11 protein-coding genes are annotated in these 12,482 nt (G+C 70.7%); 3 read left to right on the top strand and 8 right to left on the bottom strand.

Features of this window, described 5'->3' with window-relative positions; all coding sequences use genetic code 11:
- Position 1 precedes the first annotated feature (1 nt).
- The 6 genes from ABZW14_RS09260 to ABZW14_RS09235 form a co-directional block, all read right to left on the bottom strand.
- Positions 2–529 (bottom strand): dihydrofolate reductase family protein, encoded by a 528-nt coding sequence (locus ABZW14_RS09260; RefSeq protein ID WP_355342327.1) that lies wholly within the window; start codon positions 527–529, stop codon positions 2–4.
- 588 nt (positions 530–1,117) lie between these two features.
- The gene (locus tag ABZW14_RS09255) at positions 1,118–1,546 is read right to left on the bottom strand and encodes a hypothetical protein (protein ID WP_355342324.1); all 429 of its coding nucleotides are present in this window, start codon (positions 1,544–1,546) and stop codon (positions 1,118–1,120) included.
- A gap of 26 nt (positions 1,547–1,572) precedes the next feature.
- Positions 1,573–2,430 carry an ABC transporter permease gene (locus ABZW14_RS09250; protein ID WP_355342322.1) on the bottom strand — a complete coding sequence of 286 codons (858 nt, stop codon included), beginning with the start codon at positions 2,428–2,430 and terminating at the stop codon, positions 1,573–1,575.
- Positions 2,427–3,482 (bottom strand): ATP-binding cassette domain-containing protein, encoded by a 1,056-nt coding sequence (locus ABZW14_RS09245; protein ID WP_355342319.1) that lies wholly within the window; start codon positions 3,480–3,482, stop codon positions 2,427–2,429. The genes ABZW14_RS09250 and ABZW14_RS09245 overlap by 4 nt, the downstream gene beginning before the upstream one ends.
- Entirely contained in the window at positions 3,446–4,054 is a 609-nt protein-coding gene (locus ABZW14_RS09240) for a DedA family protein (RefSeq protein ID WP_355342316.1), read from the bottom strand. Before ABZW14_RS09240 ends, ABZW14_RS09245 begins: the two co-directional genes overlap by 37 nt.
- A complete protein-coding gene (locus tag ABZW14_RS09235; protein ID WP_355342313.1) occupies positions 4,051–4,659 on the bottom strand; it encodes a phosphatase PAP2 family protein in 609 nt (202 codons plus the stop codon). The genes ABZW14_RS09240 and ABZW14_RS09235 overlap by 4 nt, the downstream gene beginning before the upstream one ends.
- A gap of 121 nt (positions 4,660–4,780) precedes the next feature.
- On the opposite strand from ABZW14_RS09235, the gene ABZW14_RS09230 reads away from it, so the two are divergent.
- The gene (locus tag ABZW14_RS09230; protein WP_355342310.1) at positions 4,781–5,461 is read left to right on the top strand and encodes a response regulator transcription factor; all 681 of its coding nucleotides are present in this window, start codon (positions 4,781–4,783) and stop codon (positions 5,459–5,461) included.
- Between the two features lies 1 nt (position 5,462).
- Complete coding sequence (locus tag ABZW14_RS09225; RefSeq protein ID WP_355342307.1) at positions 5,463–6,914, top strand: HAMP domain-containing sensor histidine kinase; 1,452 nt, start codon at positions 5,463–5,465, stop codon at positions 6,912–6,914.
- A gap of 99 nt (positions 6,915–7,013) precedes the next feature.
- Here the strand turns inward: ABZW14_RS09225 and ABZW14_RS09220 are convergent, their stop codons facing one another.
- Positions 7,014–9,170 carry a glycogen debranching N-terminal domain-containing protein gene (locus tag ABZW14_RS09220; RefSeq protein WP_355342305.1) on the bottom strand — a complete coding sequence of 719 codons (2,157 nt, stop codon included), beginning with the start codon at positions 9,168–9,170 and terminating at the stop codon, positions 7,014–7,016.
- 214 nt (positions 9,171–9,384) lie between these two features.
- Complete coding sequence (locus ABZW14_RS09215) at positions 9,385–9,756, bottom strand: metalloregulator ArsR/SmtB family transcription factor (RefSeq protein WP_355342302.1); 372 nt, start codon at positions 9,754–9,756, stop codon at positions 9,385–9,387.
- A gap of 660 nt (positions 9,757–10,416) precedes the next feature.
- Between ABZW14_RS09215 and ABZW14_RS09210 the strand changes: the two genes are divergently transcribed.
- On the top strand, positions 10,417–12,420 hold the full coding sequence (locus ABZW14_RS09210; protein WP_355342299.1) for a sulfatase: 2,004 nt from the start codon (positions 10,417–10,419) through the stop codon (positions 12,418–12,420).
- The last annotated feature ends 62 nt before the right edge of the window (positions 12,421–12,482 follow it).

Genomic DNA, 12,482 nt, shown 5'->3' with positions numbered 1-12,482 from the left:
GTCAGCCGCCGATCCGGTAGTGCAGGTGGACGAGGCCGGTGCCGAAGGTCGTGGAATTCTCGAGCGTCATGTCGATGCGCTTGCCCTGCTCGGGGAACAGGCGGGCCCCGTCGCCGAGCACGATGGGGAACGTCATCAGGTGCAGGTCGTCGATCAGCCCGGCCTGGAGCAAGGCCCGGACGATGGAGATGCTGCCGGAGACGTTGATGTTGCCCCCCGGCGTCTCCTTGAGTTCGGTCAGGCTCTGCACCAGGTCGCCGTCGAGGATTTCGCTGTTGGCCCAGTCCGCCTCGGTGAGGGTCCTGGAGGCCACGAGCTTGCGGATGCCGTTCATGGCCTCGGCCATCGGCCCGGCCTGGGTGGCCCAGTAACGGGCGAACTCCTGATACGTCCGGCGGCCCAGCAGCATGGTGTCGGCCTCGGCAATCATCCCACCGATGGCCGCGCCGGCCTCCTGCGTCATGTGCTGGAAGGTCCACTGCTCGGGGGAGCCCACCACGCCGTCGGCGGACATGAACAGGCCGGCCACAATCCTGCGGTGCGTCACTTCGTTGTCCTCTACTCGTGAAGGGGTGACAACAACCACCCTCCGTGAGCACGAGGATTCGATCAAGCACCGTTCCGGCCACCATCGTTGCCTCACAGACAACGATCAGGCGTGGGCACGCTGGAGCGGGGCGAGGCCCAGGCGATGCCACCCTCGCCAAGGAGTTGCCCTTCGGCCGGATCGCCGAACAGCTGCGACTCACGACCGGCCAGGTCAGCCGGTTACTCCGATGCGCGCGAACCTCGTAGGAAACCTGACGCGCACATGGCAGGCATCGACAACGCGGCACGCCAGCCTCCGCAGCAGCTCGCGCGATCAGCGCTGCGCCCCGGCTTCGTCGATGATCGAGGTCTGCGGGCACGGCGGGATGTTCGGTCAGGAACGCCTGGTTGAGCTGGTGCATGCTGGACAGGACCCGGCAGCGCGTGGCCGAGTTGATCCGCGACGAGGTAATCACGTACCAGCGCTGGCTCGTTTCCCTGTCGTTACCTCGCTGGCAACGGCCAGCAGCGGGCGCGGACGGAGCCCGGCCCGGCCTTCGAGCGGAAGGCTGGAGGCCGGGCCGTGGGTTCAGTCGTCGGGGTCGAAGGCGCCGTCCCATTCGAAGACGGGGTTGGGCACGTCGTGGCCGTGGCTGTCGGTCAGGGTGGCCTGGCCGATGAGTTTCGAAGGCCCGCCGGCGACGTAGGTGGCATCAGCCCGGACCTGAACCTCGAACTTGCCGTCCTGCGGTTGCCCGTGGTCGTCCATGAAGTGGATCATGCAGATCCAGTCGGGGCCGGGGCCGACATCGGGGACCGTGGGGCCGCCACGGTCGCAGCCGGTGGAAGCGCCGATGCTCTGCACCGTGACGCCGCGTTCGCCGAGCAGGTCGGCCCGCTGGACGTAGAGGTCGGCGAAGGCGGGCCCGATGGCCCGTTCGAGGCGCGCCCTGGTGACGTCGGGCTGGCCGCATCCGGCCAGTGCCCCCGAGGCGGCGACAGCGAGGACGATGGCCACCGGGATGGTGCGGGTGCGGGTCATGGTCAGCCTCCGGTGATGTCGCGGCGATGCAGGTACAGGTAGGCGAGTGTCAGGCAGACGACGAGCCAGCAGGCGCTCACGATCACGCCCGTGGTGACCGGTGCGTGGAACGGACGCGCGGTGAGCAGACCGTGCCAGGTTTCGAACGGGGTGGTGAGCAGCAGCCGACGGCCCTTGTTCAGCCCTCCGAGGCTGCTGAGCAGTTGCATGATCATCCCGAGCACGACGGGCGCTGCGACCCCGATGGTCGGGTTGCGGGTGACGACGGACAGCAGGATCGCCAAGGCCGTGAATCCGAGGACCGGCGCGACCGCAGTGGCCCAGCTCGCGATGACCAGCGGTAGGGCGTGGCCGGCGGGGATGAGTTGACCGCTGAGCCCGGGCAGGGGCTGGGTGCCCACGACGAGCAGGCTGGCGGTGATGGTGCTGGCGCCGAGCAGGACCAGGACGAGGAGATTGAAGCCGACAGCGGTGAGTGTCTTGGCCCAGAAGATCTGGGTACGGCTGACCGAGCGGGTGAGGATGGTCTTCCAGGTGCCGTGCTGGTCCTCGTTGGCGAAGATGTCGCCGGCGACGAGCGCGGCCAGCAGCGGCAGCACCCATTGGTGGGCGAAGGCGAGCACGAACAGCGGCACGGCGTAGCCGCTGGTGTGGATGTGCCGGCCGTAGATGGTGTCCTTGGGCGGCAACTGGGTGTTGAAGATCAGCACGATCGCGACCGGGACGACGATCGCACCGATGAGCAGCGCGCGGCTGCGGGCCTGCGCGGCGAGTTTGGCCGCCTCCCAGCGCAGCACGGCGGCGGTGCCGGGCCGGCGGCGTGCCGCCGGGACGACGGCGGACACGGCGGTGGCGTTCATCGGCGGGCTCCGGTAGCGGCGTCGAGGTCGGCGGGCGTGCCGGCGGGGGCGGATTCGGTGAGCATGAAGAACAGCGCCTCCAGCGGCGTCTCGTCGCGGGTGAGGCCGCGCAGCGCTATGCCGGCGTCGACGATGTCGGCGATCAGCCCGTCGACATCCTTCTGCGGGCCGCGGACCTCCAGCCCGTCGTCGGCGGTGGTGACCTCGAGCCCGCGGGCACGCGCCAGCTCGGCGGCCCGGTCGTCATCCGTGCTGGTGATCCGGTGTGCCTGCTCGGGCGCCAGCTCCCGCAGGGCTGCGATCGAGCCGTGGTGCACCACCGCACCGGCGTTCATGATGGTCACGTTGTCGCAGATCTGCTCGACCTCGCCCATGTCATGGCTGGAGAGCAGGACCGTGAGGCCGGTATCGGCGAGACGTCGGACCAGGGCACGCATGTCGCGGATGCCGGCCGGATCGAGGCCGTTCGCCGGCTCGTCCAGCACCAGCAGTCGCGGGTCGCGCAGCAGCGCGGAGGCCACTCCCAGGCGCTGGCGCATGCCGAAGGAGTAGCCGCGGACCTTGTCGTGCTGCCGGGCGGTCAGCCCGACGACGTCCAGCACCTCGTCGATGCGGTCGGCCGCGCCGCCACCGTCGAGGCCGGCCAGCAGACGCAGGTTCCGCCGACCCGACAGGGCCGGGTAGAACTTCGGGCTCTCGATGAACCCGGCGACCCCCGACAGGGAGGTGACGCCGTCGCGCTGCCAGGAACGCCCGAACACCCTCAAGGTGCCGCTGTCCGGGCGGATCAACCCGAACAACATCCGCAGGAAGGTCGTTTTACCGGCCCCGTTAGGGCCCAGGACTCCGTACACCTCGCCCTGCGCGACCTGCACCGTGATGTCATTGACAGCGGTCAGCGACCCGTAGCTCTTGGTGAGATGGACGGCGTCGACCGCCAGCACATCGCTCATGGCCCGGACCCTAGAGATCGCACATGAAGGCAGCATGAAACCGGCCGGCGGGCCGGCGGCGGTTATCCGGGGCGGGCCGGTCGACGGGCCAGCCGCCATCCGACGTAGGTGAGGACGGCGAGGGCCGCGGCGGCGAGGACGTACCACTGGAAGCGGTGCAGATCCGCCACGACGGCACGGATGTGGTCCCCGGCGAGGTACCCAGCGGTCGCCCATACGCCCACCCAGGCGGCGGCACCGAGGGCGTTGAAGACGACGAAGCGCCCCCACGGCATGCCGGTGGCGCCGGCGATGAGCCCGTTGAACTGCCGCAGGCCCTCGACGAAGCGGGCGACTGCCACGAGCTTCGGCCCGTGCCGGCTCATCACCGCCTCCAACCGGGCGAACCGCTCCGGTGTCAGGCGCACGTAGCGGCCGTAACGCAGGATGAGCCGCCGCCCGCCGGTGCGGCCGATCAGGTAGCCGATGCTGTCCCCGATCACCGCGGCCAGGAACGCCGTCACCGCGACCCCGACGATGGCCAGCTGCCCGTGCGCGGCGTAGCCGGCGCCGAGGATGATCGCCGTCTCACCGGGCGCGGGAACGCCGAAGCTCTCGACCCCGACCAGCAGGGCGAGCCCCGGGTAGCCGTAGTGCGCCACCAGGCTGGTGAGGAGGTCGAGAGCGCTCAACGGCCGGCCGCGGCTGCCTCATCGGCGGCTGCCGGGCCGCCCGCTCGCAACAGGGGCCGCAGCCGGGTGCCGGCCGACCAGTCCAGACCGGCGGCAATCGGCCGGCGGGCGATCAGGTAGCCCAGCAGCGTCACCGCGGCGCCGACCGCGAAGCCCGCCAGCACGTCCGCCGGATAGTGCGCCCCGATGTAGACCCGGGCGAAACCCATCACCGCGGCGGCGGCCACCGCCAGCAGGCCGAGCCGCCAGCTGACCAGCAGCAGACCAGCCGCGACGGCGCCGGCCATGGTGGCGTGGTCCGACGGGAACGACGGGTCCGGGCTGCGGTCGGCCAGCACCAGGATGCCGGACAGCGTCGTGTAGGGGCGCGGCTCGTGCACGGCGGACACGATCGGCTGGTTCCCCGCCACGGCGAGCAGCATGCCCACCGGCGCCCACACCGCCGCCGGCATCCGGTCGCCCGCGCGGCGGGCGATCCACCAGCCGGCCAGCAGGAGTACGGCGAAGAGAACCACCCCGTACTTCGCATAGCCCGCCATCGGGGCGTGCAGCCAGGGCGTCGCCCGGGCCAGATCGTTGATCTCCAAGAAGAGCCGGTTGTTCATCCTGTCCCTCCGCCGTGCGGATCGAGGTGCCGACAGTAGGCAGCCGGACATGAAGGCCAGATGAAGATCGTCGGCGGTGTGCTGCACTTGGTGACGAGGGCGACGGCGGAAGGAGGCGGCGGTGCGGGTCCTGGTGGTGGAGGACGAGCGGCGGCTGGCCGGCCTGCTCACCCAGGGCCTACGCGAAGCCGGACACACCGTCGACATCCGGTACACCGGTCCCGAGGGGTTGCTCGCGGCCATCACCGGCCCGTACGACGCGATCGTGCTCGACGTCATGCTGCCCGGCCTGGACGGCACACAGGTCTGCCGCACCCTGCGGCAGCACGGCAACCAGGTGCCGGTGCTGATGCTCACCGCCCGCGGCGAGGTTCCCGACCGGGTCGCCGGCCTCGACTCTGGCGCCGACGACTACCTGACCAAGCCGTTCTCCTTCGACGAACTCCTCGCCCGGCTCCGCGCCCTGCACCGCCGGTCCGCCGCGCCGCCCCCCACCGCCGAGGTACGCGCCGGCGACCTCGTGCTCGACCCCGCCAGACGGCGGGTGTTCCGCGGCAAGAGCGAGATCGAGCTGTCCGCGCGGGAGTTCGACATCCTCGCCCTGCTGCTGACCCGCGCGGGGGAGTGCCTCACCCGCTACCAGATCCTCGACGAGGTGTGGGACGGCGAGACCGACATCCGCTCCAACGTCATCGACGTCCATGTCGCCACCCTCCGCGCCAAGGTCGACAAGCCCTTCGGCCGGCACGCCATCGAGACCCTGCGCGGCGTCGGCTACCGACTGCGCCCCGACGGCGGCTGACATGCCCCGACGTCGCCGATGGTCGGCGCGGTGGGGACGGCTACCGCTGCGCGTCCGGCTGGTCGCCGGCTTCGCCGCCGCGATGCTGGTGGTCCTCACCGGTGCTGGCGCGTTCGTCTACCTGCGCGTGCGCTACGCCCTCGACCTGCGCCTCAACCAGGACCTCGCCGCCCAGTCCGCGCAACTCACCGACGCCGCCCGCACCGGCACACCGCTGCCCACGGCCGTCCCGACCGTGCCGGGGGAGTACTGGCAACTCCTCGACGCCGGCAACCACGTCCTGGCCGCCAGCCCCGGCCTGCCCGCCGATTCCCTGCTCAGCCCCGAACAGCTCAACGAGGCCCTGCGCCGGCCAGTGCGGGCCGACCGGGGCACCCTGCTGCCGATCAGCTCTCGCCCACTGCGCCTGTACGCCGTCCCCGTCCGGCCCGGCGCCGCCCCGGCGGCGGGGCAGCCCGCGGTGACCGTCGCCGCGGTCCGCCGCGACCAACGCGACGAGGCCCTGCGCGAACTCATCGGCCAACTCGCCCTGGCCAACCTCGCCGCCCTCGCCGTCGCCTCCCTGGTCGGCTACCGCCTCGCCCGCGCCGCCCTCGCCCCCGTCGAGCGCTACCGCAGCGAAGCCGCCCGCATCGCCACCGGCGCCACCGGCGTACGCCTCGCCGTCCCCGCCACCGATGACGAGATCGCCCGCCTCGGCCGCACCCTCAACGACATGCTCGCCGCCCAGGACGCCGCGCTGGACCGGGAACGGCAGTTCATCAGCGACGCCAGCCACGAACTGCGCACCCCGCTCACCCTGCTCGCCACCGAACTCGAACTCGCCCTCCGCCGCCCCCGCACCACCGCCGAGCTGGAACGCACCATCCGTGACGCCGCCGCCGACACGGCCGACCTCATCGCCCTTGCCGACGCCCTGCTCACCGTCGGCGCCCAACCCGTCCAGGACGACGCCGCCCCCACCGTCGACCTCACCGCCCTAGTCACCGACCTCGTCGGCCGCTACCGGGCCACCACCGGCGCCGATCCCGACACGCTGCGCTGCCAGGCCGGACCGGGCTTGACCGTACGAGGGGACGCCTCCCGCCTCGGCCGGGCCGTGACCAACCTGATCGACAACGCCCTCCGCTACGGCGCACCCCCGATCACCGTCACCGCCGGGCACGTCGACGCCCTGGCGCGGATTACCGTCCACGACAGCGGGCCCGGCATGAGCGCTGCGTTCCTGCCCCATGCCGTGGAACGGTTCCGCCGCGCCGACACCGCCCGCACCTCACCCGGCACCGGCCTCGGCCTGCCCATCGTCGACGCCATCGTCCGCGCCCACCACGGGGAGCTCCGCATCTGCTCCGCCGGCGCCCACCACCGCGTCAACCCCCGGTACGACGTGCCGTGCGAACACGATCCGCACGGAACGACGCTGACCGTGCTCCTGCCCACGGTGCGGCGGTGACGCCGTGCCGGCAGGGCGGCGCATGTTCAGCAACCACAACCCGAAGTCGGAGGATCATGACTGACGCGCGGTTGCGGACGATTCTGCGGGTGGAGCCGCCTAATCGGCGGCGAGCCGCACGTAGCCGTCCGTGCCGACGGCCTCGACGTCCCAGCGGTGGCCGAATGCGGAAATGCCGCGGATCTTGATCCGGCCGACCTCTGGCGGCACTGCCGGGTCGGTCACCAGTTGGCCGTCGACCGGGTGGAGTCCCAGCATGGCCCGGGTCAGGTTCAGCGGCGCGCCGGACGCCCAGGCCTGTGGGCTGCACGCGGTCGGGTAGGGGATGGCGAAGAGGGTCTGCTCACGCTCGAAGCCGGCTATCGCCTCGGGTAGCCGGTCGCCGAACTGGGCGGCGGTGTCGAGCAGGGCGAGGGCCACCTGGTTGGCCTCGTCGCGGAAGCCGTAGCGGGTCAGGCCCAGCACGCTGATGGAGGTGTCGTGCGGCCAGACCGTGCCGAGGTGGTAGCCGAGCGCGTTGTACGGCGCGTCCCCCCTGGACAGGGTGCGGATCCCCCAACCGCTGAACATGTCATCGGAGAGCAGCTGCCGGGCGAGCGCGCCGGCGCGTTCTTGCGGGACGATGCCGCTCCACAGCAGGTGCCCCAGGTTGGACGTCATCGAATCGATCTTGTTCTTGTCACCATCGAGACCCACGGCGTAATAGCCGCCCCGCTCCGCTATCCAGAAGTCGCGGTTGAACGACTCGCGCAACCGGTGCGCGTCGTTGCGCAGCCGGTCGGCGAGCGCCGGGTCGGCCAAGGGCCCGTCGGCGAGTTCGGCAAGGCGAAGCTTGGCGTCGTATGTGTAACCCTGAATCTCGCAGGTGGCGATCGGCAGCACCGGCAGTCGGCCGTCGGCGAAGCGCACCCCGTCCCAGGAGTCCCGCCAGCACTGGTTGCCCAACCCCTCTGGAGAGCGGGTGGCGTATTCCACATAGCCGTCGCCGTCCCGGTCGCCGTACTGGTCGATCCAGTTCAACGCCGCCAACGCGTTGTCCCGGAGCGACCGAACGAGGTCGTCGTCGCGGGTCCAGCGCCAGTACTCCGACAGCAGGATCAGCCAGAGTTGAGTGGCATCGGCGGTGCCGTAGTAGGGGTCGTACGGCATGAGTCCCTGCTGGGTCAGCTCGCCGAAGCGGACCTCGTGCAGGATCTTGCCGGGCTCCTCGTCGGTGAAGTCCTCGCACTGCCGGCCCTGATGATGAGCGAGCGCGAGCAGTGTGCCCTTCGCCAGCCGGGGCCCGAAAGTGAGCGCCTGGTACGCGGTGATCAGGGTGTCGCGTCCGAAGAGGGTGAGGAACCACGGCATGCCGGCGGCCGGCAGGCTGATCCGCTCCTGCCCCAGCGTCATCTCCATCCGCAGCGCGGACATGTCCGCGCGGGTCTGCGCGATGGCCCGCTCCAACACCTGGTTGTCGCTGCTCAGCTGGGCCGCGCCGGCCAACCACCGGGCCGCCGGATCCTCCACACGATGATGGAAAATGTCGGCGATGTCGCCCCGGACCGCCTCGGTCACGCCGAACCCGGGTGGGACCGGCACGTTGAACTCGACCCGCCAGACCCCGCGCGGAGCGAGCTCGATCCCCCAGACGAGGTGGTCGCCCTCCAGCCGCTCCGGTGAAGGGGTCGACCGGATCGACGTCTGCGCCGTGAACCCGTCCTGCTCGTAGTGGAAGAGCAACAGGGAGCCGTCCGGCGAATGGCCGCGCTGGATCTGCTCCGAGCGGTCGCGGATGGCGGTCTTCATCTCGAGGATGTCGGCGAAGTCGTTGCCCACCTCCAGACGCAACTCGAACCGGACTGGTTCTGGGGCGAAGGAGACAAGTTCGATCCGCTCGTGCAACCCCTCACCCAGGTAGCGCAGCCGGCGAACCGCGATGCTGTTCGCCGGCAGATTGGGCTGTGCGGGATTGGTCAGGAAGAACTGCGCCGAGTAGTGGTCCACCACGCTCGAGCGCAGCTCGAGCAGGCGCAGGCCGTCGATGGTGAGCACCCATTCGTTGAGCAGGCGGGTGTCCCGGTGAACCAGCCCGCCGATGGTGCCGGCCGGGACGTCTCCGACCGGATCCGAGTACATGAAGGTGGCACCGCTGACCAGGGCGATCGGGTTCGGGCCCAGCTCCGGTGGAAGGGCGCGGGCCTGCGAGCCGGGACGGGTGGGGTCCTGCGGCTTGTCCGGCGTCGGATTGGCCGGGGTCGGTCGCAGCTGTGCCATAAGCCGAGGCTAGAGCGCTGGCGAGTGGCCGCCCTCGCCCGATCCGGGTGATATTCGCGGTCGACGTACAGACACCATGCGCGCAAGGGTGAGGCTCGGGAGTTCAGAGCACCAGCGAACCCCGACGGGAGCGCTGCCGGCGGTCAACCGAGTGCGATCAGAGCTGACGGCATTGCTGGTCCGGACCTGCGCGGGCGCTCTTCGAGAGCGTCGCTCAGCGGGTCTTCCTGCCCGCTCGCTTGCGGGGCGGGGTCAACAGCTCAGCGATCGCCGCGATCGCGGACGGCACCAGGCGGTAGTACGCCCAGACACCCCGCTTCTCCCGCTCGAGCAGACCGGCCTCGGTGAGGATCCGCAGGTGATGACTCACGGTCGGCTGGGAGAGCCCGAGCGGCGCGGTGAGGTCACTGACGGACGCCTCGCCCTCGGGAGTGGACTGGATCAGACTGAGCAGTCGCAGCCGGGCCGGATCGGCGACGGCCTTCAGCACGCCGGCGAGCCGTTCGGCATCGGCACGCTTGATCGGTTCGCCGGCGAGCGGTGAGACAGCAGGTGCAGCGGTTTTCGGGGTTCCCACGTCATGCATCGTTGCACCAACTCCATCAATCCGCTGGCGGAACCCAGGACTGGGCCGTCGACAGTCGGCGGGTGGGGATCACCCCAGTGCCGGCCGCGTCCGTGCCCGAACCGGGTGTGGGCGTCGGCTGCCGAATAGAGACCGACGCCTGTTCGCGGAGATCATCGATGCGGCCCGTTCCGCAAGGCTGTCGCTCTGTGGCCGGCATGACGCCGCGTACGTCCCGGCATCCCAGGTTTCAAGACACACCTTGACCCCACTATCCCTATCGACATTATAGGCAATGTGCCGAATGCAAACCTCACCTCCCGGCGCGCGATCGACTTCATGCTCGTGGACAGCAGCCTCTGTGAGTCCACGCGGTGGACCTGACGTCTGACCGCGCTGCGAGCCGGTCCGCGCGTCCTTCGACGAGGCCTGAGCCTGCTCCCCGCCCTGCCCGTGAGGGCAGCCGGGGCAGGGGAACTCTGCGGCACCAGGCGCCGACGGTGCCACCCCGGTCACCACTCACCGAGGCAACCAACCCGGCTTTCGCTCCCCGGCCCCCTTGCGCGGCAGCCGGTCGCAGCGCCCGCCACCGCTGCACCTGACGACGCCGGATGACCGGCCTTCACCCCTGCCCGCGCCCGTGAGGGACAGCGGCCTTCCCCTGCGCAATCGGAGGCGCTCATGAACGTTCTCGACCCGACCACCGTCTCCCGCCGAGGTTTCCTCGGCGGCGTCGCCGGCGCGGCCCTGGCCGGGCTGGCCCCGGACCCGGCGATCGCGGCCGGCCCACCGGAACCGGCACCGCGCCACCGGCCACCGAACGTGGTGTTCATCTCCATCGACGATCTCGGCTGGGACGAGCTCGGCAGCTACGGCAACACGTTCAACGAGACGCCGCGAATCGACCGGCTGGCCCGGGAGGGCATCCGTTTCACCAGCGCCTACGCCGCCGCGCCGGTCTGCTCACCGACCCGCGCCGCGCTGGTGACCGGCCTCTATCCGGTGCACACGGGGATCACGGACTTCCTCCGCGGGGAGCCCGCGGCGAGCGACAAGTACCTGTCACCGGACATCCCGACCCTGCCCGACGTCCTGCGTCCCTTCGGCTACACCACAGGGCTGATCGGCAAATGGCACCTCACCGAGACCTACAGCGGGCCGTACGACGAGCGGCCGGGCAACCCCTACGCCCACGGGTTCGACGAGGTGATCGCCTCCGAACAGAAGTACATCGCCGACGGCGACTACTTCCATCCGTACTTCTTCATGCCGGACCTGCCCGCCCGGGAACCGGGCGAACACCTCACCGACCGGCTGGCGGCCGAGGCCGTCGACTTCATCACCCGGCACCGCCACGAGCCGTTCTTCCTCCACCTGTCCAACTACGCCGTACACACGGCACTGGACGGGAAACCCGACCTGGTCGCCAAGTACCGGGCCAAGCCCGGCGCCGGCCAGGCCCCGAACCGGCCGGTACTGGCCGCCATGCTGGAGAGCGTCGACCAGCAGGTGGGCCAGATCGCCGACACCCTCGCAGACCTCGGCCTGGACCGCGACACACTGCTGCTGATCACCTCCGACAACGGCGGCCCCTACGACGATGCGAACCAGCCGCTGCGCGGCGGCAAGGGTGACCTCTACGAGGGCGGCATCCGGGTCCCGCTGATCGCGTACTGGCCGGGCACGGTCGGCCGGGGGCAGGAGAACGCCACGCCCACCAGCACCATCGACATGCTCCCGACCGTCCTGGACCTCGCCGGCGGGAACCCGGACGGAAGATTCGACGGCACGAGCATCGCCCCCGTGCTCACCGGGACCGGCACGGTGGAACGCGAGACACTGTTCTGGGTCTACCCCCACTTCATCGGCCGGACCCACCCGCACGCCGCCGTCCGGTCCGGCCAGTTCAAGCTGGTGCAGTACCTGCGCGACGGGCGCAGCGAGCTCTACCACCTGATCCGTGACCCGGCGGAGACCACGGACCTGTCCGACCGCTACCCCCAGAAGGCCCGCCAGCTACGGGGGCTGCTGCAGGCGCACATCGCCGAGAGCGACCTGTTCCCCGCGCCGCCGACCCCCGAGCACTACCCGACGGCGGAGCTGGAGGAGCCGTTCGACAGCGGCCTCGAACGCTGGAGCGTCCTGCCCGTCACCGCGTACGCCGCCCCGGCCGTCGTCAGCGGCGGCAGGGTCGCGGTGACGACGAACAGGATGACCCACCTGATCTTCCGCTCCGACGTCGCACCGGGCTCCGACCGGGCGGCGGTCGTACTCGACACCGGCACCTTCGCCGAGGCCGGCACCCAGGACACCGTCTTCGTCGGCCTCGCCAAGGACGCCGGCAACTACCTGCTGTTCCGCTACCACAACGGCCTGCACCGCGCGGGCTGGGACCTGCGCGTCAACGGCACCCTGGTCACCGCAGGCGTCGAGCCGCTGGACAACCTGGACGGCACCGTCGACCTGACCGGCCCGAACGCCCGGTACGCGTTCGTGCTGCGCGGCCACGTCGCGACCGCGTACGTCGACCAGGGCGACGGATGGGAGTTCCTGTTCACCGCCGACACCGGCGGCGCGATCGACTTCAGCGACCCCGCCGTACGCGCCCAGTACCGCTACGCCGCAAGCGTTCGCCTCGACAGCGGCACCATCACCCTCGACGGCCTGACCGCCCGCCGAGCCTGACCGACCGCCCACTCACCTGAGGACGTCCCCATGTCAGCGCTGCCCCTCACACCAGGCGTGAC

It is taken from the genome of Micromonospora sp. NPDC004551 (assembly GCF_040609975.1).
Taxonomy (GTDB): Bacteria; Actinomycetota; Actinomycetes; order Mycobacteriales; family Micromonosporaceae; genus Micromonospora.
This window is presented reverse-complemented; position numbering and strand designations above follow the sequence as displayed.

Excerpts from the sequence above, each read along its gene's own strand:
- ABZW14_RS09220 (WP_355342305.1), bottom strand. The coding sequence starts at position 9,170 with ATGGCACAGCTGCGACCGACCCCGGCCAATCCGACGCCGGACAAGCCG.
- ABZW14_RS09225 (WP_355342307.1), top strand. The coding sequence starts at position 5,463 with ATGCCCCGACGTCGCCGATGGTCGGCGCGGTGGGGACGGCTACCGCTG.
- ABZW14_RS09250 (WP_355342322.1), bottom strand. The coding sequence starts at position 2,430 with ATGAACGCCACCGCCGTGTCCGCCGTCGTCCCGGCGGCACGCCGCCGG.
- ABZW14_RS09245 (WP_355342319.1), bottom strand. The coding sequence starts at position 3,482 with ATGGCGGCTGGCCCGTCGACCGGCCCGCCCCGGATAACCGCCGCCGGC.
- ABZW14_RS09215 (WP_355342302.1), bottom strand. The coding sequence starts at position 9,756 with ATGCATGACGTGGGAACCCCGAAAACCGCTGCACCTGCTGTCTCACCG.
- ABZW14_RS09235 (WP_355342313.1), bottom strand. The coding sequence starts at position 4,659 with ATGAACAACCGGCTCTTCTTGGAGATCAACGATCTGGCCCGGGCGACG.
- ABZW14_RS09210 (WP_355342299.1), top strand. The coding sequence starts at position 10,417 with ATGAACGTTCTCGACCCGACCACCGTCTCCCGCCGAGGTTTCCTCGGC.